The sequence below is a fragment of the Luteimonas cucumeris genome (genome assembly GCF_007830035.1).
Taxonomy (GTDB): Bacteria; Pseudomonadota; Gammaproteobacteria; order Xanthomonadales; family Xanthomonadaceae; genus Luteimonas_C; species Luteimonas_C cucumeris.
In genome coordinates, this window is record NZ_VLKN01000001.1 from 59,220 (window position 1) to 80,583 (window position 21,364).

The following is a 21,364-nucleotide window of genomic DNA, read 5'->3' on the forward strand; positions in this document are numbered from 1 at the left end:
TTCGGCTGCTGACACACAGGCTCTGCCCATGCTGTTCCAACACGTCGCCATCGCCGGCCTGGCTCATATCGATGCCCCGCGCCGGCTGAGTACGGACGAGATCAACGCCCGCCTCAAGCCGACCCTGGATCGGCTCGGGATCAAGGCCGACGTGCTCAAGGACATCGCCGGCATCCACGCCCGGCGCCTGTGGGACGGCGACATGCTCGCCTCCGACGCCGCCACCCTGGCCGGTGTCAAGGCGCTGGCCGATGCCGGCATCGAGCCGGACCGCGTCGGCCTGCTGGTCAACACCTCGGTCAGCCGCGACTACCTGGAGCCGTCCACGGCCAGCATCGTCAGCGGCAACCTCGGGCTGGCCGAGCACTGCCAGAACTTCGACGTCGCCAACGCCTGCCTGGCCTTCATCAATGGCATGGACATCGCCGCGCGCATGATCGAGCGCGGCGAGATCGACTACGCGCTGGTCGTCGACGGCGAGACCGCCGGACTGGCCTACGAGAAGACGCTCGAACGCCTCAGCTCGCCGGACGCCACCGAAGAGCAGTTCCGCAACGAACTGGCCACACTGACCCTGGGCTGCGGCGCCGCGGCGATGGTCATGGCCCGCGCCGAACTGGCGCCGGGCGCGCCGCGCTACCGCGGCGGCGTCACCCGCGCCGCCACCCAGTGGAACGGTCTGTGCCGCGGCAACCTCGACCGCATGGTCACCGACACCAAGCTGCTGCTCAGCGAAGGCCTCAAGCTCGCCCAGCGCACCTGGCTGGCGGCCAGGACCGCACTGGGCTGGGTCGCCGAGGAAATGGACGAGTTCGTCATCCACCAGGTCTCGCAGGTACACACCGCCGCCTTCATCAAGGCCTTCGGCATCGACCCGAAGAAGGTGCTGACCATCTTCGGCGAGCACGGCAACATCGGCCCGGCCTCGGTGCCGATCGTGCTGAGCAAGCTGCGCGAGATGGGCCGCCTGAAGAAGGGCGACCGGGTCGCGTTGCTGGGCATCGGCTCCGGCCTGAACTGCTCGATGGCCGAAGTGGTCTGGTGAGCGGCCGCCACGCACTCCTGCAAGGGCCGGTTCGTCCGGCCCTTTTCATTTCATGCACGACACGATGAGCCATCCCGACTACCCGTTCACCCCGCAGCGCATCGAAGTGCGCCCCGGCATCGCAATGTCGTACCTTGACGAAGGCCCGCGCGATGGCGAAGTGATCGTGATGCTGCACGGCAATCCGTCGTGGAGCTATTACTGGCGGCACCTGGTGCTGGGCCTGCGCGACAAATACCGTTGCATCGTGCCGGACCACGTCGGCATGGGCCTGTCGGACAAGCCCGACGACGCAGCGGACGCGTCGCCGCGTTACGACTACACGCTGCAATCGCGCGTCGACGATCTGGCGATGCTGCTCGACCGGCTCGGCATCAATGGACCGGTGACGCTGGCGGTGCACGACTGGGGCGGCATGATCGGGTTCGGCTGGGCGCTGTCGCAGGCCGCACGGGTGCGGCGCCTTGTGCTTACCAACACCGCGGCTTTCCCGTTGCCGGCGGCCAAGCCGATGCCGTGGCAATTGTCGTTCGGGCGCGACTCGCGCGTCGGCGGCGCGCTGATCCGCGCGTTCAACCTGTTCTCCGCCGGCGCCTCCTGGCTGGGCGTCGAACGGCGGATGACGGCCGACGTGCGCCGTGCCTACGTCGCGCCGTACGACAGCTGGCGCAACCGCATCAGCACGCTGCGTTTCATGCAGGACATTCCGCTGCGGGAGGGCGATCCGGCCTGGTCGCTGGTGCAGGAAGCCGGACGCCGTCTGCCCGGGTTCGCCGACCGCCCGGCATTCCTCGGCTGGGGCCTGCGCGACTTCGTGTTCGACCGGCATTTCCTCGACGGATTCCGCGCCGCGCTGCCGCAGGCGCAGGTGACGGCGTTCGATGACGCCGGCCACTATGTGCTGGAAGACAAGCACGAGGTGCTGGTGCCGGCGATCCGCAAGTTCCTCGACGCGCATCCGCTGGCGTAGCAACGGGTTCATGATTCGACGATGACGAAGACCTGCAACATCGCCGAGTCCCTGCCACGCCTGGCGCGCGAACGGCCCGACCAGGTCGCGATGCGTTGCCCCGGACGCAACGGCCGCTACGACAGCGCGCTGACCTATGCGCAGCTGGACGCGCGCAGCGATGCGATCGCCGCCGGCCTCGCCCATTACGGCATCGTCCGTGGCACGCGCACCGTGCTGATGGTGCGGCCGACGCCGGAATTCTTTCTGCTGATGTTCGCGCTGTTCAAGGCCGGCGCGGTGCCGGTGCTGGTTGATCCGGGCATCGACAAGCGCGCGTTGAGGCAATGCCTCGACGAAGCGGTGCCGGAAGCCTTCATCGGCATCCCGCTGGCGCAGGTCGCGCGCAGCCTGCTGGGCTGGGCGCGTTCGGCGCGCGTGCGCATCACCACCGGCACGCGCGCCTGGCTGGCCGACGCGACTCTGGCGCAGGTCGAACGGGCCGGCGCCGGCGTGGCATTCGAGCCGGCCGACACCGACGGCGACGACGTGGCCGCGATCCTGTTCACCAGCGGCTCCACCGGCGTGCCCAAGGGCGTGGTCTATCGCCATCGCCATTTCGTCGCGCAGATCGGGATGCTGCGCGACGCGTTCGGCATCCACGCCGGCGGCATCGACCTGCCGACATTCCCGCCATTTGCGCTGTTCGATCCTGCGCTCGGCCTGACCTCGATCATCCCGGACATGGATCCGACGCGACCGGCGCGCGCCGACCCGCGCAGGCTCGTCGCCGCGATCGAACGCTTCGGCGTCGACCAGCTGTTCGGTTCGCCGGCATTGATGCGCGTGCTGGCCGACCATGGCGTGAAACTGTCCACGCTCAGGCGTGTCACCTCCGCCGGCGCACCGGTCCCCGCCGACGTGGTGGTGAAGCTGCGCGCGTTGCTGCCGGAAGATGCGCGGTTCTGGACACCGTATGGCGCCACCGAATGCCTGCCGGTGGCGGTGATCGAGGGTGGCGAACTGGTCACCCTGCGCGAACGCACCGAGCACGGCGCCGGCACCTGCGTCGGTCGCGCGGTGCCGCCGAACGAAGTGCGCCTGATCCGCGTCAGCGACGAGGCGATAGAGGCGTGGTCGGACGAACTGCTCGTCGCCGGCGGTCTGGTCGGCGAGATCACCGTCGCCGGCCCGAGCGCGACCGACGCCTATTTCAACCGCGATGCGCAGACCCGGTTGGCCAAGATCCGCGAGACTCTGCCCGACGGCAGCGAACGCATCGTTCACCGCATGGGCGACCTGGGCTACTTCGATCGTGAAGGCCGCCTCTGGTTCTGCGGGCGCAAGTCGCAGCGCGTGGTCACCGCGCACGACACTCTCTGCACCGAACAGATCGAACCGGTGTTCAACATCCATCCGGACGTGCGCCGCACCGCGCTGGTCGGCATCGGTGCGCGCGGTATGCTGCGACCGGTGTTGTGCGTGGAGTTGCGCGACGGCGTCGCGCGTGGCGAACAGGCGCGCATCGCCGATGAACTGCGGCACATCGGCGAAGGCTTCGTGCACACCGCGAAAGTCGACACCTTCCTGTTCCACCCTGGATTTCCAGTGGATATCCGCCACAATGCCAAGATCGGTCGCGAGAAACTCGCGGCATGGGCGGCGAAGCGGCTGTAAGGCCTCCGCCGTTCCATCCTTGTATTTGCAGGGCGGAGCTCGCTCCGCTGCTTCGCTTTTATGGGCCAGGAGCAGCCGCGCAAGCATCGCTCCATGGGATATGGGTATCGCGCATGAAAATCCTCGTCACCGGCGGCGGCGGTTTCCTCGGACAGGCCTTGTGCCGCGGCCTGGTCGAACGCGGCCACCAGGTGGTCAGTTTCAATCGCGGACGCTATGCGCCACTGGAGGCGATCGGCGTGCAGCAGCTGCAGGGCGACCTGGCCGACCGCAAGGCGGTGATCGCCGCGTGCGAAGGCGTCGATGCCGTGTTCCACAACGCGGCCAAGGCTGGCGCCTGGGGCAGTTACGACAGCTACCACCGCGCCAATGTCATGGGCACCGGCAACGTGCTCGCCGGTTGCCGCGAACACTTCGTGCCGCGCCTGGTCTACACCTCCACGCCCAGCGTCACCCATCGCGCCACGCAACCGGTGCAGGGCGGCACTGCCGATACCGTGCCTTATGGCGAGGACCTCAAGGCGCCGTACGCCAGCACCAAGCTGATCGCCGAAAAGATCGTGCTGGCTGCCAACGATGACGCGCTGTCGACGGTGGCCCTGCGCCCGCGCCTGATCTGGGGGCCTGGCGACAACCAGTTGCTGCCGCGCCTAGTCGAACGCGCCAAGGCGGGGCGGCTGCGTATCGTCGGCGACGGCAACAACCTGATCGACACCACCTACATCGACAATGCGGCGCAGGCGCATTTCGATGCGTTCGAGCATCTCGCTCCCGATGCCGCCTGCGCCGGTCGCGCCTATTTCATCAGCAACGGCGAACCGAAACCGGTGCGCGAAGTGCTCAACGGCCTGCTGCGCGCGGCCGGCGCGCCGGAAGTGAGCAAAACGATTCCGTTCCGCGCCGCCTATGCGATCGGTGCCATCTGCGAAGGCTTGTGGTCGGCGTTGCCGCTGAACGGTGAACCGCCGATGACGCGGTTTCTGGCCGAGCAGCTCAGCACTACGCATTGGTATGACATGACCCCAGCGACGAGTGATTTCGGCTACGCGCCGCGGGTGACGATCGCCGAAGGGCTGGAGCGGCTTGCCGCGGCCAGCCGTCGGAAGTGAACGCGCACAGCTCGCGTTCGTGCTTGCCTCGCGCGTGGCGACGCGTTGTAAGGCTTCGCGCGCCGGATCACGTTGTGGCGCGGTACGACATGACCCCGGCGACAAGCGATCTCGGCTACGTGCCGCGGGTGACGATCGCCGAAGGTGTGGAGCAGGTTGCCGCGGCCAGCCGTCGGAAGTGAACGCGCACAGCTCGCGTTCGTGCTTGCCTTGCGCGTGGCGACGCGTTGTAAGGCTTCGCGCAGGATCGCGGTCGCAACACGCGATCCGCCTACATACCACGCGTTGCTTTCACGAGGACGTCATGCAGCTGAAGAATTCGTGGCTCGGAACGCGCGCCGTCACCTGACGATGATTGCGCGCTGCGGATGATGGTCCCGTGCCGTCCTGGCCGGTTGCTACAGGAGTCCCCCATGCTGCAGTACGCCATCATCTTCCTCGTCGTCGCGATCATCGCCGCGGTGCTCGGTTTCGGCGGCATTGCCGGCACCGCTGCCGGCATCGCCAAGATCCTGTTCGTGGTGTTCCTGGTGCTTGCGATCATCGCGTTCTTCCGCGGCAGACGCGTCTGACGCCCGTTCGCGATTCCGATAGCGCACGTCCCCATGCAGGCCCGCCCGCAAGGGCGGGCTTTTTGATGCGCGTCGTCGGCAGCGGGACGGCCGCTACAATGCGTCCATGTCCGAAGCCTTGCCGTTCTCGCTGGATGCCCTAAAACCGCTCGCCGGTCGCGCGCTGGAGGCGGCGTTGAATCGTGCGCTGGCCATGGATCCGGAGACGCGCGCCGGGCTGGGCGTGCTGTCCGGCAAGCGCATCGTCTTGCGCCTGGCCTCACCGCCGCTGGCGTTGCAGGTCAGCGTCGATGGCGAACGGTTGCGGGTCGGCCCGGTCGACGAGGCTGGCGAGCCGGATCTGGCGGTGCGCAGCACGCTCGGTGCGCTGGTCTCGCAACTGCCCGCTCTGCTCGCCGGCCTGGGTCGCGACGATGCTGCGCCGGTCGGGAAACTGCACATCTCCGGCGACGCCGACCTGGCGCGACGCCTGCAACGGCTGGCCGGAAATTTCGATCCCGACTGGCAACAGCCGTTCGCGGCCGTGTTCGGCGACGTGCTCGGCGTGCAGATCGCCAATGCCATCGCTGCCACGCTGAAGCAGGCGCGCGTCACAGCGATCGACCTGGCTGGCAGTGCGGCGGAATTCGTCACCGAGGAGTCGCGCGACGTCGTGCCCAAGGCCGAGTTGAACGCCTTCCACGATGACGTCGATGGCCTGCGCGATGGCGTGGAGCGCATCGCGGCACGTGTTGCGCGGTTGCAGCCGCGAACCGGAGCGCCGCGATGATGCTGCCGCTGCTGCGCGCCGGCAGGATCGGTCGCGTGCTGTTGCGTTACCGCCTCGACGATCTGCTCGACGGTACGCCGGCAGAACGCTGGCTGCGGCTGATGCGGCCGTTCGTGCCGCGTGCGTCGGCGCAGATCGCGGCACAGTCGCGCGGCGCGCGCCTGCGGCTTGCCCTGCAGGAGCTTGGACCGATCTTCGTCAAGTTCGGCCAGATCCTGTCGACGCGCCGCGACCTGGTGCCGCCGGACGTCGCGATCGAACTGTCGCTGCTGCAGGACCGGGTGGCACCGTTCGACGGCGAAGCCGCGCGCGCGATCGTCGAACAGGCGCTGGGCCGCGACATCGACGAGGCCTTCACCGGTTTCGACACCACGCCGCTGGCATCGGCCTCGATCGCCCAGGTCCATGCCGCGACCTTGCCCGCCATGGGCGACAAGCCGGCGCGCGAGGTAGTGGTCAAAGTGCTGCGTCCGGACATCGAACGCCAGATCGCCGCCGACATCGCGTTGCTGAAGAGCGTCGCCGGCCTGGTCGATCGCACCCATCCCAGCGCCGACAAGATCCGCCCGCGCGAGATCGTCGCCGAGATCGAGAACACGCTGGCCGCCGAGCTCGACCTGCAGCGCGAAGGCGGCAACGCCAGCGTGCTGCGCCGCTTCTGGCTGGGTGCGGACGGACAACCATCGCCGGACCTGTACGTGCCCGAGCCGATCTGGTCGCACACCGCCGAGCGAGTGCTGACCCTGGAACGCGTGCGCGGCATCCCCAGCGACGACATCGCCGCGCTCGACGCCGCCGGCATCGATCGCAAGGCGCTCGCCGCCAAGGGCGTGCGCGTGTTCTACACGCAGGTGTTCCGCGACAACTTCTTCCATGCCGACGCGCATGCCGGCAACATCTGGGTCGACAGCGATCCGCAACGCAGGCTCAACCCGCGCTTCATCGCGCTGGATTTCGGGATCATGGGCCAGCTGTCCAGCGAGGACCAGTACTACCTCGCCGAGAACTTCATGGCGATCTTCAACCGCGACTATCGCCGCATCGCCGAACTGCATGTGCAGGCCGGCTGGATGCCATCGCATATCCGCATCGACGAACTGGAAGCCGCGGCGCGCTCGGTGTGCGAGCCGTATTTCACCCGGCCGCTGTCGGAGATCTCGCTGGCCGAGGTGCTGATCAAGCTGTTCCGCACCGCGCAGCGCTACGAACTGACGCTGCAGCCGCAGTTGATCCTGCTGCAGAAGACGCTGCTCAACATCGAGGGCGTCGGCCGCCTGCTCGATCCGCAGCTGGACATCTGGGCGGTGGCGCGGCCGGTGCTGGAACGCATCCTGGTCGAACGCTACAGCCCGCAGCGCCTGGCCGGCGAATTCCGCAAGCGGCTGCCGGAAATGATCACGCACGCGCCGGACATGCCGCGCCTGCTGCATGCCTGGCTGACCCAGCAGGTGGAAGGCAAGCACCAGCTGGCGCTGCGCTCGCGCGATCTCACCGATCTGGCGCAGACGATGAAGGGCATGCAGCGCCGCATCGTCTCCGCGATCCTGGGCACCGGCCTGCTGATTGCCGCGGCGGTGCTGTACGCGCTCGAGGCCGGCGGTCCGCAGTTGCTCGGCATGTCCGCGGCGGTGTGGGTGGCCGGCCTCGGCGGCCTATGGGGCCTGCTGGCGGCGTGGCCGCGGCGCTGATGCGCTGTCTGCGTTGTCATCCACCGCAGTGAGGGATCCGCTTTGCGGGCGATGAAAGCAGGTTCCTCACAGCGTTCTGGATGACGGCGAAAAGATGATGCTGGACACGCTCTACCTCGACGACTGGCTTGCCGTCGTCGACAAGCCCGCCGGGTTGATGGTCCACGACAGCAAGCTCGCGCGCGGCGAAACCGACTTCGCCGCAGATCGCCTGCGCGAGCAGTTCGGCAAGCCGGTCTTCCTCGTGCATCGACTTGATCGCGCCACCAGCGGCTGCCTGCTGCTGGCGTTCGATTGCGACACCGCATCGGCGCTGGGCAAGACATTGATGTCGCGCGAGGTGGAGAAGGACTACCTCGCCATTTGCCGCGGCTGGCCCGAGCAGGACTTCGTCGTCGACCATCCACTCGACGGCGGTCCGGGCAAGCCGGCGAAGAAGCCGGCGCTGACGCGTTTCGTGCGGCTCGCGACCGCGGAACTCGACCTGCCGTCAGCCGGCTTCGACACCTCGCGCTACGCGCTGCTGCGCGCCTCGCCGGAAACCGGCCGCTTCCGCCAGATCCGCCGGCACCTGAAGCATGTGTCGCACCATCTGATCGGCGACACCAGCCACGGCGATGGCCGCCACAACCGTGCGTTCCGCATGCGCGGTGTTCACCGCATGCTGCTGCACGCGCAGCGGCTGGCGTTCCTGCATCCGGTCAGCGGCGCGCGCATCATCGCCACCGCGCCGAACGATGCGCAGTTCGATCGAGCGCTCGCCCTGCTCGGGATCAGCGATCAGTAGCCGAACACCGCGGCCAGCAGCAGCACGAAAGCGGTCACCGCCAGCAGCGCGTGGACGACGACCCAGGCTTTCGGCAATGGCAGCTGCCGTGCGTGGTAGCGCAGGTTGATGAACGCGCCGCCCAGTGCGGCGATCACGAACAGGCCGAGCGCCGCCTGGCCCAGCACGGGCAGGCCGGTGGTGCAGGCGGCCTGGATCAGCAGGGTCAGTCCGGCGGCGGCCAGCAGGCCGTGGCCCATGGCCAGCCAGTCCGGCGGACGCGGTGCGCCGCCCCAGCGGATGAAGGCCATGATCAGGCCGCCCGCGGCGGCCAGGCCGAACAGGATGGCTGCTGCTTGCATGTCTTTCTCCGGCGATGGATCCGCTGTCTGGATACTCCCTGCGGTATGACGGCAGCGACAAGGTGGGGATGCAGGGTTGCGCCGCCGCGATCGCGTCTCGGATACGTGCAGTCGTCCGTGTCCGCGGTCCGCAGACGCGCGCACTACAATCCCGCCATGAGCCAGCGCATCACCATCCCCGAGCAGGAACTCGTCGAACGCTTCGTGCGCTCGGCCGGACCGGGCGGGCAGAACGTCAACAAGGTCGCCACCGCGGTGGAACTGCGTTTCGACATCGCGCAGTCGCCGACCCTGCCCGAGCCGGTGCGCGCACGTCTGTTGTCCAAGCGCGACCGGCGTGTGACCGCCGAGGGCGTGCTGGTGCTCAACGCGCAGCGTTTCCGTACCCAGGACCGCAACCGCCAGGACGCGCGCGAGCGGCTGGCCGCGTTCGTCGAATCGGGACTGCGTGCGCCGAAGGCGCGCATCGCCACCAAGCCGAGCCGCGCCGCCAAGGCACGGCGGCTGGACGCCAAGCGCGAACGCAGTACGATCAAGAAGGGGCGTTCGCAGCGCGACTGGGATTGAACGGGGAAGGGATGAGCGATATCGACGACGTGGTCCTGCCGCTGCCGCCGAGCGTGCCGAGGGTAAAGCCGAACGCCTTCACCCGCTGGCTGGGCCGCAGCATCCTGCGGCTCGGCGGCTGGCGCCTGGTTGGCGCGCTTCCGGACATCCCGCGGCTGGTGCTGATCGGCGCGCCGCATTCGTCCAACTGGGACGGCGTGTGGGGCTTCGCTGCCAAGATCGCGCTCGGCCTCGACGTGCGCATCCTCGGCAAGCGCCAGCTGTTCTGGTGGCCGCTGGGCCCGATCCTGCGCAAGCTCGGCGTGATCGAGGTCGACCGCGCCGCCGCGCAGGGCGTGGTCGAGCAGGCCGCGGCCCTGATCCACAGCGCCGACCGCTTCTGGTACGGGCTGGCGCCGGAAGGCACGCGCAAGCATGTCGATCGCTGGAAGACCGGCTTCTGGAAAATCGCCAAGGCCGCGAACGTGCCGGTGTTGCCGGCGTACTTCCACTATCCGGACAAGATCATCGGCTTCGGCCCGGTGTTCGAACTGGGCGACGACATGGCCGCCGACATCGCCCGCATCCAGCGCTGGTACGCGCCCTGGCGCGGCAAGAACCGCGACGTGGTGCAGCCGGTTTCGTAAGTGCCCGCGGTTTCCCATCGTCACTCGAGCCGGCGGAGCATCAGCGCTCCGAATGCCCGGTCTCGTCGTAGTCGCGCTTGAACAGGTCCGGTTGGATCAGGTCGACGAAGGCGCGCGCCTGCGGCGACAGGTACTTGCCCTTGCGCATCACCACGCCGTAGCTGCGCGCCGGGAAGTACTTCGCCAATGAGCGCGCGGCCAGGCGCTGGCGGTCGGCGTCGGTCAGGCAGATCGCGGTGACGATGCTGATGCCCTGGCCCATCGCCACGTACTGCTTGATCACCTCCCAGCCGCCGACTTCCAGTGCGACGGTATAGGGCACGCGGTTCTGCTGGAACACCAGGTCGACCATGCGATAGGTGGTCAGGCGCCGGGGCGGCAGGATCAGGCCGTAGGGCGACAGGTCTTCGAGTTTCAGCTGCGCCTTGCTCGCCAGCGGGTGGTCGCGCGGGGTGATCAGCATCGGGTCGAAGCGGTACACCGGCGCGTAGCTGAGGTCGCCGGGCACGTCGAGCATCGAACCGACCGCCAGGTCGACCGCGTCCGAGCGCAGCAGGTCCAGCCCGCTGGCGCCGGTGACGTTGTGCAGGCTCAGCCGCACGTCGGCGTGCCGTTCGCGGAAGGCGGCGACGATCTTCGGCAGCAGGTAGAGGATGGTCGAACTGCCGGCAGCCACCTGCAGTTCGCCCGCGTCCAGGCCACCGATCTGGTTGCGGAACGCGGTGCTGAGGCCATCGATGCCCTCGACCAGCGGCCGGGCGAGGTCATACAGCAGCTGGCCTTCCCGGGTCGGCGTCAGACGCCGACCCGAGCGCTCGAGCAGGCGCACGCCCATGTCGCGCTCCAGCGCCTGCAATTGCAGGGTGATCGCCGGCTGGCTGACGTACAGCGCCTCGGCGGCTCGCGATACGGAACCCAGCCGCGCGGTCTGGCAGAACGCCCGCAACGGCTTCAGGCGGTCGGCCTTGTAGGCGAAGCGGGGGCTGTCGGAACCGCGGGAAGCCATTGATTGGCAATTGATTATAAGTAGAACTAATGATTAGCATTGAGAAAACTGTATTGTCAAATACAGTACCTGGGCGCACGGTGATTCCGGACCTCAACCGGAGCCGTGCATGTCAGCAGTGATGAAACCCGCGGCGCCTCGCGCCATCGAGCTGACGGCCGCGGTGCCGGGACAGGCGGAGCTGCTGACCTCGGCGGCGCTGGATTTCCTCGCCGACCTGCACCGGACGTTCGAGCCGCGCCGCCAGGCCCTGCTCGACGCGCGCCGCCGTCGCCAGGCCGAGTTCGATGCCGGCGCCCTGCCGGACTTCCGTGCCGACACCCGCGCGATCCGCGAGGGCGACTGGCAGGTGGCGGCGATCCCGGCCGCGCTGCTGGACCGCCGCGTCGAGATCACCGGCCCGGTCGATCCGAAGATGGTGATCAACGCGCTCAACTCCGGCGCCAACTGCTACATGGCCGACTTCGAGGATTCGACGTCGCCGACCTGGAACAACCTGATCGCCGGCCAGCGCGCGTTGCGCGAGGCGGTGATCGGCACGCTCGATTTCGTCAGCGAAAGCGGAAAGCGCTATGCGCTGAAGCCGTTCGCCGAGCAGGCGGTGCTGATCGTGCGGCCGCGCGGCTGGCATCTCGACGAGAAGCACGTGTTGGTCGATGGCGGGCAGGGTCGAAGCGGCGAGCGCATCAGCGCCAGCCTGTTCGACCTCGGCCTGTTCGCCTTCCACAACGCCGCCGCACTCGCGGCGAAGGACCGCGGACCATATTTCTACCTGCCCAAGCTGCAGTCGATGGAAGAAGCGGCGTTGTGGCAGGACGTGCTGGCGCACATCGAGTCGGCGCTGCGGCTGCCGCAGGGACAGATGAAAGTCACCGTGCTGATCGAAACGCTGCCGGCGGCGTTCGAGATGCACGAGATCCTGCATGCGCTGCGCGAACGCATCGTCGGCCTCAACTGCGGGCGCTGGGATTACATCTTTTCCTACATCAAGACCCTGCGCGCGCACCGCGACCGCGTGCTGCCCGAACGCGGCCAGGTGACGATGACGCAGCCGTTCCTGAAGGCCTACTCGGAACTGCTGATCAAGACCTGTCATCGGCGCGGCGCGCACGCGATGGGCGGCATGGCCGCGCAGATCCCGATCAGTGGCGATGACGCCGCCAACGACGCGGCCATGGCGCGGGTGCGTGCCGACAAGTTGCGCGAAGTCGATGCCGGCCACGACGGTACCTGGGTCGCCCATCCCGCGCTGATCGCGATCGCGCGCGACATTCTCGATGCCGGCATGCCGGCGCAGCACCAGCACGACGTGGGACGCGACGATGTGGTCGCCTCGCGCGAGGCACTGATCGCAGCGCCGCTTGGCACCGTTTCCCGTGCCGGCTTCGACGGCAATGTCGAGGTCTGCGTGCGCTATCTGGCCGCCTGGCTGTCCGGCCACGGCTGCGTGCCGATCCACTGGCTGATGGAAGACGCCGCCACGGCCGAAATCGCGCGTGCGCAGCTGTGGCAATGGCTGCACCACGGCGAGCTGCATCTGGACGATGGCACGCCGGTTGATTTCCTTCTGCTGCAGCGCGCGCTGCTGAACCTGCCCTCGAAGCTGGCCCACGAGAACGTGGTCGGCGCCGAAAAAGTGCAGCAGGCCATCGCCCTGCTCGACGACCTCAGCCATCGCGACGAGCTTGAGGATTTCCTCACCCTGCCGGCGTACGAACGGCTGCTCTGAATCCCGTAGTTACCGCCCTTTGCCACTGTCATCCCGAAGCGTTGCGGGATCCGCCGTTGCAACCGACATCAAGAACCGATTTCCCATTGCGTTCGGAATGACGAAAAGGAGAGACCCCGCATGAAGACCATCCTGCCCACGGCCGAACAGATCCAGCTGGACTGGAGCAACAATCCGCGCTGGCAAGGCATCACCCGCAGCTACTCGCCCGAGGACGTGGTGCGGTTGCGCGGTACTGTGCCGGTCGAGCATTCGCTGGCACGACATGGCGCCGAAAAACTGTGGCGCTACCTGCAGACCGAGGATTTCGTCAACGCGCTCGGCGCGCTGACCGGCAACCAGGCGATGCAGCAGGTCAAGGCCGGGCTGAAGGCGATCTATCTGAGCGGCTGGCAGGTGGCGGCCGATGCCAACGTCGCCGGCGAGATGTACCCGGACCAGTCGCTGTATCCGGCCAACTCGGTGCCACAGGTGGTCAAGCGCATCAACAACACGCTGTTGCGCGCCGACCAGGTGCAGCATGCGGAAAAAAGCGGACAAGGCTGCGACGACAGCATCGATTTCCTGCAGCCGATCGTGGCCGATGCCGAGGCCGGTTTCGGCGGCGTGCTCAATGCGTTCGAGCTGATGAAGGCGATGATCGAGGCCGGCGCGGCCGGCGTGCACTTCGAGGACCAGCTGGCCAGCGTCAAGAAGTGCGGCCACATGGGCGGCAAGGTGCTGGTGCCCACGCGCGAGGCGATCGAGAAGCTGACCGCCGCGCGCCTGGCCGCCGACGTGATGGGCGTGCCGACCCTGATCGTCGCGCGCACCGATGCCGAGGCGGCCGACCTGCTGACTTCCGACATCGACGACAACGACACGCCGTTCCTGACCGGCGAACGCACGGTCGAGGGATTCTTCAAGACCCGCAACGGCCTTGACCAGGCGATCTCGCGCGGCATCGCCTACGCACCCTATGCCGACCTGGTGTGGTGCGAGACCGGCAAGCCGGACCTGGCGTTCGCGCGCAGGTTCGCCGAGGCGGTGCATGCGCACTATCCGGGCAAGCTGCTGGCCTACAACTGCTCGCCCTCGTTCAACTGGAAGAAGAACCTGGACGACGCCACCATCGCCCGTTTCCAGAAGGAACTGGCGGCGATGGGCTACAGGTTCCAGTTCATCACCCTGGCCGGTTTCCATGCGCTGAACTACTCGATGTTCAACCTGGCGTATGGCTACGCACGCCGACAGATGAGCGCCTTCGTCGAACTGCAGGAGGCCGAGTTCGCCGCCGCCGACCGTGGCTTCACCGCGGTCAAGCACCAGCGCGAGGTTGGTACCGGTTACTTCGACACGGTCACCCAGACCATCCAGGGCGGACAGTCGTCGACGACCGCGCTGAGGGGTTCGACCGAGGAGGCCCAGTTCCAGGAAGAAAAGGCGGCGTAAGCGCCGCAGAGCCGACAGGGAGGTTGGCGAAGACGGCGGGCGCGGCAATGGCCTGCCGTTTTTTTTGCTTGGGTCCGACCTTCGGCAAGGTATCCACATGTCCCTGTGGGAGAGGCTTCCGCCACGAATCTCTACCGCAATGTGTCGGGACTGAGTCCTGCCCGCAACGCTTAGCCGGCCGCCTGTTCAGGACTCCCGAGACCAGTGCGTCTGGCCGGTTTTCCACGTTTCCGCCGTCGCATTCAGGTACCCGGTCGCAGTGGTATCCTGAGGCCCGCGACGAATCCGGGGGAGACAAGGATGAATCGTCAGTCCGCGGCGCCCCCGTCGGTGCGCGCATCGAACGCATTGCTGGACGCCGCACACGCCGGTGCGATGACCACCGCGTCGCTGACGGCGGACGAGTACGCCCTGTTCGCGGAGTTCGCGTCCGCGCGCCGCGTGCAAGGCGGCGAGCGCCTGTTCCATCGCGGCGACCACGGCGCGACGATGTTCGTGGTCGCACAGGGCCGGGTCGAACTCGACTTCGGCGACGACCTCACCGCCAAGCTGCTCGGCCCCGGCGAATTCTTCGGCGAACTGGCGCTGCTGATCGGCGACCACGCCCGCAGCGCCGGTGCGGTGATGTCCGAAAGCGGCGTGCTGCTGGTGCTGCAGCAGGCCGAGTTCGAGAAGATGGTCGAGCGCAACCCGCGCATGCTGGCGCAGTTCCTGCGCCGCACGATCATGCGCGTGGTGCTCAACGAACAGAGCCTGATCCGTCGCCTGCGCCTGCGCAACGAAGAGCTGCAGAACGCGCTCGACCACCTGCACGCCACCACGCACCAGCTCAACAAGACCGAGGAACTGGTCCGCACCGACGACCTCACCGGCCTGTATAACCGCCGTGGCCTGACCCTGCATCTGCAGGAAAGCCGCGCGCTGGGCATGGCGCCCGGACTGGGCCTGCTGCTGATCGACTGCGACCGCTTCAAGCAGGTCAACGACGAGCACGGCCACCTGGCCGGCGACCGCGTGCTGCAGAGCGTTGCCAACATCCTGCGTTCGGTGGCCGGCCCCGAGGACATGCCCTGCCGCCTCGGCGGCGACGAATTCTGCCTGCTGATCGCGGCCGAGCATCCGGAAAAAGTGAAGCGCTACGCCGATTTCATCATCAGCACCACGCAGGGCCTGCTGATGCTGCCGCAGTCGCCGCCGCCGGTGTGTCCGGTCAGCGTCGGCGGATGCCTGATCGATCCGGCCAGCGACTGGAACGCGTGGTACGGCCTGGCCGACGCGGCGCTGTATCGCGCCAAGCGGCTGGGCGGCAATCGTTTCGAATGGCAGGGCAGCGACGCCGGCCATGACTGACGCGCAGCGTGAACACAGCAGGTCCAGGGATGCAGTCCGGCATGGATGACAAAGCGGTACCCGACGCGCCGGCGCCCAACCCGGCCACGCCCGGGCAGGGCGATACGCCGCAGGTCCGCACACTGCTGCTGACCGACCTGTGCGAATCGACCAGCCTGGTCGAACGCCTCGGCGATGCGCTGGCCGCGGCGCTGTTCCGCGAACACGACCGGTTGGTGCTGGAGTTGCAGCAGCGCTGGCGCGGACGCCTGATCGATCGTTCCGATGGCCTGCTGCTGCTGTTCGAACGGCCGATCGACGGCCTCGGTTTCGCGTTGGACTACATGCGCGGGCTGCACGAACTCGGCAAGGCGCGCAAGTTGAACCTGCAGGCACGCGCCGGCCTGCATGTCGGCGAAGTGCTGACCTGGCTCAACAGCGACGAGGCGGTGCGCGCAGGCGCCAAGTCGCTGGAAGTCGAAGGCATCGCCAAGCCGCTGGCCGGGCGCCTGATGTCGCTGGCGCGGCCCGGGCAGATCCTGCTGTCGGCGGTGGCCGAACCGATGAGCCATCGCGCCGCCAGCGAACTGGGCGAACGCGGCCGCCACCTGGTGTGGAAATCCTACGGCCGCTGGCGCTTCAAGGGCGTGCCCAACGCGCAGGAAATCTTCGAGGTCGGCGAACCCGGCCTGGCCGCGCTGCGCATGCCCAAGCACAACGCCAAGGCCTGGCGCGACATTCCGTTGTGGCGCCGGCCGGCCGCGCTCGCCGCCGAAGTGCTGCTGGTCGTCGGCCTCGGCACCGGCGCCTGGTTCCTGACCCGCCCGCAACCGGCGATCGCCTTCAACGAGCGCGACTGGGTAGTGGTCGGCGACCTGCGCAACCTCACCGGCCAGCCGGTGCTGGACGAGTCGCTGGAACAGGCCTTCCGCATCAGCCTGGAACAGTCGCGCTACGTCAACGTGCTCAGCGACCTGAAGGTGCGCGACACGCTGGCGCTGATGAAGCGCAAACCCGATGAGCCGCTGGATCGCGCCACCGCCTCCGAAGTCGCGATCCGCGACGGCGCGCGCGCGGTGATCCTGCCGACCGTCGCCGAAGTCGGCGGCCGCGTGCGGGTCAGCGCCGAGGTAGTGGATCCGCATACGCAGACGACGGTGTATGCGGAGTCGGCGGATGGCGTCGGTGCGGTTTCGGCACTGGATTCGATCGACAAGGTTACTGCCGAACTTCGCAATAAACTGGGCGAAGCGATCCAGTCCATCGAACATGATTCCGCGCCTTTGCCGGACGTCAGTACCGAGAATCTCGACGCTTTGAAAGCTTATGCGCTCGGACTGAAGAGGCGTTACGCGGGTGAATCCGGCGAGGCGCTGAACTTCTTCCAGCGTGCGGTGGAGTTGGACCCGAATTTCGCGCTCGCGGTGCTGGCTTCCAGTCGGATCTTCATTTCCAACGGCGACATGCCCGCCGCTCGCCGAGAACTCGATCGTGCGGCCAATCTGCGTTCGCATCTCAGTGACCGCGAAAGGTTGCTGCTGGATGCATATCTGACGCATTTCGGTCCGATCGAGCCGCAGTTGCAGCGCTGGCAGCAAATAATCGACATGTATCCGGACAGCCACGACGCTCACTTCACACTAGCGCAGGACAGCGCTTTTTACGCAAACCGCTATCGGCAGGGTCTGGCGCATGCGACGGCAGCGGCCGTAACGCAATTCTCTGGGCAAGCACCGGCCCAATATCTGCAGGGCATGCTGCTGCTTGGGTTGGATCGTTATTCAGAAGCGATGCGCATGTTCAAAAGCTCGCGCGAAGCCGGATTCAGCGGCGCAGGTTCTTCTTACGGTTATGCATTCGCCGCGCAACGCGACTACGCGATGGCGGAGAAGATGCTGGCAGCCCGTAAAGGTGCAGATTCTCATACTGAGAACCTCGAAATTCCGTTCAGCGCTATGATGATAGCCGTCGATCGTGGACGCTGGCAGGAAGCGGAAACGTCGGCCGATCAGGGCCTGCGATCGGCAATGAAGGTCGAACCGTTGATCACCAGTCCCGAGTGGAGGATCCGCAAACTGGCGGTGGAAGTGCTGGCCGCCAAGAATCCAGAAGCGTTGCAGGAACGCTTGCTGCAGGAAATCAGACGGCTCCATGCGGAAGCCGCGAAAACCGATGCCGTCTATCCCAACCTGAGCGAAACCATGTCGTTTGGCGCCGGATACCTCGGCGCGAGACTGGATGCATTGCCGGTGGTGCAAGCCGCTTTGCAAGCGGTGGCTCCCGAAGGCATACGGGGCTATCCGCTACTGATACAGATGCGGCAGGTGCTGCTGGCCGAACAGGAACGCCTGCAAGGCAAGCCGCAGCGAGCGATCGCGCGGTTGAGAACATTGATACCCAGAGAGGATGCCATGTTCGCGGTGCATTCGGCCTTGATGAGAGCGGCGCGGGCCGGCGGCGACTCCGTGCTTGCCTTGCGCGAAGCTCAATGGCTGTCCTCGCATCGTGGCCGCGCTTACATCGAAGGCACAGCAGCGGGACTGCCGAGCGTCGTCAACTTGGCCGACACCACCTTGGCCAAGCTCGAAGCTGCGGAAATCCTGGCCAAAACCGGCCACGCGGCGGAGGCCAAAGCAGAACTCGATGCCTTCAAGGCGGCATGGCCGCCTTCCCAGTTGCCCGACCGCTTACGCCAGCGCGTGGCGGCGCTTGAACCTTAGCTGCTTCCGCCATCCAAAAGTTCAGCGGGGCACATGAAGCCTTGGATCATAGCGAGCGTCGACTCCAGCTTAGCCCGATCACGGGCAATATCGTCCTTGGAGGCAAGGCGGTCAGTCGTTCGCATTTGCAGACAGCTGCCGGCTGAGGCCGATGCAGCCAATCCCGTCTTCATACCCTCGGCTGGCGGAGGCATGTGACCGGCCTCCCGCAAGGCCGCCCCAGCATCCTTTTGGAAGAGGCTGCGGAAATCGTCGTCCGTGGACAGTCGGTCCAGCAGTGTTTCGATGACTTTCGGATCCAGCGGAGCCGGTCCATTACCTTTGATTGCCATGCACGTTCCCCTTCGTGTGGTGACACAACAGCCGCGACGCTACCCGTGTTGCGGGGCAACAACAAGCCCTGGTCGCGATTCAGCCGGCATTGAGGGTCGATTGAGGAAGGCGATCCCGCGGCATCGACCGAAACTTGCCTGCCGACCGGACGGGCAGCCGGTCGGCAGGGCGCTATCCGCCGCGATGGTCAGTAGGCCTGCAATTCCTTGGGAACAAAGAAGTTCACGACCGAATTCAACGACTTTTCGAGTTTCGTGCGATCGCGGATGATGTCTTCCTTCGAGGCGAGATTCGAGACTACCAAGCAAAGTCCCGCGTGCAAATCCGAGTCTTCCGGCTGGACATAGCCGATCTGCTCCAACGCAGCGCTGGCATTGCTCATGAATAACGTCCGGAATGCATCGTCGGTGGACAACAGGTCCAGCAGCTTGTCGACCACTTTCGACTCGATCGGTGGTAGTCCTACCTTATTCATTTCCATGGCAACTGGTTCCTTTGCAAGTATGGGCTGGATGGCCGCCTCCCGGTTGCACAAGCGGCGCCGCAGCATCGCATTGGTAAATACGAATTCACAAGATCGAACATGCGAATCGCGCCATGCCGTCGGGCCTTGCCGCCTGCGGCGTGCACGCCTAGAGTCTGGGTTGCCGAAACCTAGCTGGGGAAGGAATGCGGATTCGACGTTGTGCCGTACTGTGGCTGGAGCCGCGCGAAGTAGCCCATTTCGAGCTGGAAGCCTTGCTGGGCGGAGGTACGGGAGTTGTCAGCAACATGCAGTGGTATGCGCACGCGCCGCAGCTGGAAGCACCGCAGCCGGTTGATGTGCAGGACGTGACACTGCTCGGCGAAATGAGTCCGAGCGACTGGATCGACGACGTACCGCTGTACGAACGCTTCGGTGCGCAACGGCTGCTCACACTGCTGCAAGCCGGTCTGCTGATCGGCGACAGCGAGGACTGCGCCGGGCAGCGACAAGCTGATGAGCATTTCCGCGCACAACATTGGTACGGCCTGTCTTCGGTCTGGCATGCCGCGTCGCGATGGCAAGGCTTGGACGCTGCCGGAGAAGTGGCGGAGGCGGGCATGGACACCGCGCTCGGCTTGCGCACCCGCTACGGCGCGCCGCCGCCGATGCTGCATGATCGCGGTGAGGCGGCGGAACGTATCCCTCTGCCACGCAGTACACACACGCCGCTCGACGAATTGCTGGACGCGCGCAACTCCTGCCGAAATTTCGATACCTCGAACACTTTGCCGCAAGCGCAGTTCGCACACACGCTGGAACGCGTGTTCGGCGCGCGCGGCCAAGTGCACGCCGCCGAAGATTTCGACGTGCTGAAGAAAACCAGCCCGTCCGGCGGGGCGCTGCATCCGACCGAGGCCTACCTGATCGTGCGCCGAGTCGAAGGCGTAGCGCCTGGCTTGTACCACTACCGGGCTGGTGACCATGCGCTGCAGCCGCTTGGCCTGGATGCCGATGCCGTGATGGCAGGCGCTGAAAAGCACGTAGACAACGCCAAGGACAAAAGCGCGCTGGATTACCTGGCCTGGATCGCCGTCGGCGGACAGCAGTGGTTTGCCGACGCGCATGTGCTGGTGGTGATGGCACCGCGCTTTGCCCGCAACTTCTGGAAGTACCGCAACCACGCCAAGGCGTACCGGGTCGCGATCCTCGACGTCGGCCATCTGTCGCAGACGCTGTTGTTGACCGCGACGGAACTCGGGCTTGGTTCCTTCATCACCGCGGCGATCAACGAGGTCGACATCGAGCGCGCGTTCGGGCTGACCGGCTATGTCGATGGTCCGCTTGCGGTCTGCGGTTTCGGGGTGCGTGCCGACACGATGGTGACATCCGAGTTCGATCCCAATCGCAAGGTCTGGCCGCGGCGCGGTTGATTGATGGCAGTGCCGCACGCCATCGCGGCGCATTGACGGTCCAAGGCGCACCCTGCCGGTCGACGAAACATGGAGCAACGCCATGCGCCGCTACCAGGTCGGCGACCATGTCAGCTGGAATTCGGAGGCCGGGCGCGTACGTGGCCGCATCATCAAGGTGCATACCCGCGATTTCGACTACAAGGGCCATACGCATCGCGCCAGCCCGGACGAGCCGCAGTACGAGATCGAGAGCGACAAGACCGATCACATCGCCGCACACAAGGGCGGGGCGCTGCGCAAACTGCGTTCGTGATTCCGGGCGCTGAAAGCGCAAGCCATGACCATTGGAGGACTGATGAAGCCAAACGATCGCGTCTTCAGGATCAAATTCTCCAAGGTGCATCCGCTTTATGTGCAGAAGGCGGAACGCAAGAACCGCACTCGGGAAGAGGTCGACCAGGTCATCTGCTGGCTGACCGGCTACAGCCAGGCGGGATTGCAGCAACAGATCGACAAGGACAGCGACCTGGAGACATTTTTTGCGGAAGCCCCGGCCCTGCATCCCAACAGCGCACTGATCAAGGGCGTGGTGTGCGGAGTCCGCGTCGAAGACATCGAAGATCCACTGATGCGGAAGATCCGCTACATGGACAAGCTGGTGGACGAGCTGGCCAAGGGCAAGGCGCTCGAGAAGATCATGCGATGACGCCTTGGGTTTCCTGTCATCGCGTCTGTTTGATCCCAGCACACGGACGCCGACAACTTCCGCCGGCCCCGGATCGCGTCCGGGGCCGGCGCTTCGCATCTT

21 protein-coding genes are annotated in these 21,364 nt (G+C 66.4%); 17 read left to right on the forward strand and 4 right to left on the reverse strand.

Going from position 1 to position 21,364, the window contains the following annotated elements; all coding sequences use genetic code 11:
• The first annotated feature begins 28 nt into the window (after positions 1 to 28).
• The 8 genes from IP90_RS00290 to IP90_RS00325 all read left to right on the forward strand — a co-directional run bounded on the left by IP90_RS00290 (position 29) and on the right by IP90_RS00325 (position 8,596).
• Positions 29 to 1,045, forward strand: a complete 1,017-nt coding sequence (locus IP90_RS00290) for a 3-oxoacyl-ACP synthase III (protein ID WP_144897522.1) — start codon at positions 29 to 31, stop codon at positions 1,043 to 1,045.
• A 64-nt stretch (positions 1,046 to 1,109) separates the two neighbouring features.
• A complete protein-coding gene (locus tag IP90_RS00295; RefSeq protein WP_144897523.1) occupies positions 1,110 to 2,015 on the forward strand; it encodes an alpha/beta fold hydrolase in 906 nt (301 codons plus the stop codon).
• Positions 2,016 to 2,036: 21 nt separating this feature from the next.
• Positions 2,037 to 3,671 (forward strand): olefin beta-lactone synthetase, encoded by a 1,635-nt coding sequence (gene oleC / locus IP90_RS00300; protein WP_144897525.1) that lies wholly within the window; start codon positions 2,037 to 2,039, stop codon positions 3,669 to 3,671.
• Between the two features lie 113 nt (positions 3,672 to 3,784).
• Positions 3,785 to 4,780, forward strand: coding sequence for a 2-alkyl-3-oxoalkanoate reductase (oleD, locus tag IP90_RS00305; RefSeq protein ID WP_144897527.1), 996 nt, complete (start codon positions 3,785 to 3,787; stop codon positions 4,778 to 4,780).
• Between the two features lie 413 nt (positions 4,781 to 5,193).
• Positions 5,194 to 5,352, forward strand: a complete 159-nt coding sequence (locus IP90_RS00310) for a DUF1328 domain-containing protein (RefSeq protein WP_144897529.1) — start codon at positions 5,194 to 5,196, stop codon at positions 5,350 to 5,352.
• Between the two features lie 118 nt (positions 5,353 to 5,470).
• Positions 5,471 to 6,121, forward strand: coding sequence for a ubiquinone biosynthesis accessory factor UbiJ (locus IP90_RS00315; protein WP_144898137.1), 651 nt, complete (start codon positions 5,471 to 5,473; stop codon positions 6,119 to 6,121).
• Positions 6,121 to 7,809 carry a ubiquinone biosynthesis regulatory protein kinase UbiB gene (gene ubiB, locus IP90_RS00320; protein WP_144898138.1) on the forward strand — a complete coding sequence of 563 codons (1,689 nt, stop codon included), beginning with the start codon at positions 6,121 to 6,123 and terminating at the stop codon, positions 7,807 to 7,809. The genes IP90_RS00315 and ubiB overlap by 1 nt, the downstream gene beginning before the upstream one ends.
• A 97-nt stretch (positions 7,810 to 7,906) precedes the next feature.
• Positions 7,907 to 8,596, forward strand: coding sequence for a pseudouridine synthase (locus tag IP90_RS00325; RefSeq protein WP_242007431.1), 690 nt, complete (start codon positions 7,907 to 7,909; stop codon positions 8,594 to 8,596).
• Here IP90_RS00325 and IP90_RS00330 read toward each other — a convergent pair.
• On the reverse strand, positions 8,590 to 8,937 hold the full coding sequence (locus IP90_RS00330; protein ID WP_144897533.1) for a hypothetical protein: 348 nt from the start codon (positions 8,935 to 8,937) through the stop codon (positions 8,590 to 8,592). The two genes, IP90_RS00325 and IP90_RS00330, sit on opposite strands and share 7 nt — an antisense overlap.
• 156 nt (positions 8,938 to 9,093) lie before the next feature.
• Here IP90_RS00330 and arfB point away from each other — a divergent pair, with 156 nt between their 5' ends.
• Positions 9,094 to 9,504, forward strand: a complete 411-nt coding sequence (gene arfB, locus IP90_RS00335) for an alternative ribosome rescue aminoacyl-tRNA hydrolase ArfB (protein WP_144897535.1) — start codon at positions 9,094 to 9,096, stop codon at positions 9,502 to 9,504.
• An 11-nt stretch (positions 9,505 to 9,515) separates the two neighbouring features.
• On the forward strand, positions 9,516 to 10,130 hold the full coding sequence (locus tag IP90_RS00340) for a lysophospholipid acyltransferase family protein (protein ID WP_144897537.1): 615 nt from the start codon (positions 9,516 to 9,518) through the stop codon (positions 10,128 to 10,130).
• A 40-nt stretch (positions 10,131 to 10,170) separates the two neighbouring features.
• Here the strand turns inward: IP90_RS00340 and IP90_RS00345 are convergent, their stop codons facing one another.
• Positions 10,171 to 11,136 carry a LysR family transcriptional regulator gene (locus IP90_RS00345; RefSeq protein WP_144897539.1) on the reverse strand — a complete coding sequence of 322 codons (966 nt, stop codon included), beginning with the start codon at positions 11,134 to 11,136 and terminating at the stop codon, positions 10,171 to 10,173.
• Positions 11,137 to 11,245: 109 nt separating this feature from the next.
• Here IP90_RS00345 and aceB point away from each other — a divergent pair, with 109 nt between their 5' ends.
• The 4 genes from aceB (at position 11,246) to IP90_RS00365 (ending at position 18,345) form a co-directional block, all read left to right on the forward strand.
• A complete protein-coding gene (gene aceB, locus IP90_RS00350) occupies positions 11,246 to 12,865 on the forward strand; it encodes a malate synthase A (RefSeq protein WP_144897540.1) in 1,620 nt (539 codons plus the stop codon).
• A gap of 120 nt (positions 12,866 to 12,985) precedes the next feature.
• Positions 12,986 to 14,296 (forward strand): isocitrate lyase, encoded by a 1,311-nt coding sequence (gene aceA / locus IP90_RS00355; RefSeq protein ID WP_144897542.1) that lies wholly within the window; start codon positions 12,986 to 12,988, stop codon positions 14,294 to 14,296.
• A gap of 300 nt (positions 14,297 to 14,596) precedes the next feature.
• On the forward strand, positions 14,597 to 15,646 hold the full coding sequence (locus IP90_RS00360) for a GGDEF domain-containing protein (RefSeq protein WP_425477041.1): 1,050 nt from the start codon (positions 14,597 to 14,599) through the stop codon (positions 15,644 to 15,646).
• Between the two features lie 41 nt (positions 15,647 to 15,687).
• On the forward strand, positions 15,688 to 18,345 hold the full coding sequence (locus IP90_RS00365; protein ID WP_144897544.1) for a putative peptide modification system cyclase: 2,658 nt from the start codon (positions 15,688 to 15,690) through the stop codon (positions 18,343 to 18,345).
• Here the strand turns inward: IP90_RS00365 and IP90_RS00370 are convergent.
• Together IP90_RS00370 and IP90_RS00375 are read right to left on the reverse strand one after the other, a co-directional pair.
• Positions 18,342 to 18,677 (reverse strand): NHLP-related RiPP peptide, encoded by a 336-nt coding sequence (locus IP90_RS00370; protein ID WP_144897546.1) that lies wholly within the window; start codon positions 18,675 to 18,677, stop codon positions 18,342 to 18,344. The two genes, IP90_RS00365 and IP90_RS00370, sit on opposite strands and share 4 nt — an antisense overlap.
• Positions 18,678 to 18,865: 188 nt before the next feature.
• The gene (locus IP90_RS00375; protein ID WP_158635224.1) at positions 18,866 to 19,159 is read right to left on the reverse strand and encodes an NHLP-related RiPP peptide; all 294 of its coding nucleotides are present in this window, start codon (positions 19,157 to 19,159) and stop codon (positions 18,866 to 18,868) included.
• Positions 19,160 to 19,347: 188 nt separating this feature from the next.
• Here IP90_RS00375 and IP90_RS00380 point away from each other — a divergent pair, with 188 nt between their 5' ends.
• The 3 genes from IP90_RS00380 (at position 19,348) to IP90_RS00390 (ending at position 21,262) form a co-directional block, all read left to right on the forward strand.
• Positions 19,348 to 20,574: a putative peptide maturation dehydrogenase gene (locus tag IP90_RS00380; protein ID WP_144897550.1), complete on the forward strand. Its 1,227-nt coding sequence runs from the start codon at positions 19,348 to 19,350 to the stop codon at positions 20,572 to 20,574.
• Between the two features lie 82 nt (positions 20,575 to 20,656).
• On the forward strand, positions 20,657 to 20,869 hold the full coding sequence (locus IP90_RS00385; protein ID WP_144897551.1) for a hypervirulence associated TUDOR domain-containing protein: 213 nt from the start codon (positions 20,657 to 20,659) through the stop codon (positions 20,867 to 20,869).
• 42 nt (positions 20,870 to 20,911) lie between these two features.
• Positions 20,912 to 21,262: a DUF2200 domain-containing protein gene (locus IP90_RS00390; RefSeq protein WP_144897553.1), complete on the forward strand. Its 351-nt coding sequence runs from the start codon at positions 20,912 to 20,914 to the stop codon at positions 21,260 to 21,262.
• The last annotated feature ends 102 nt before the right edge of the window (positions 21,263 to 21,364 follow it).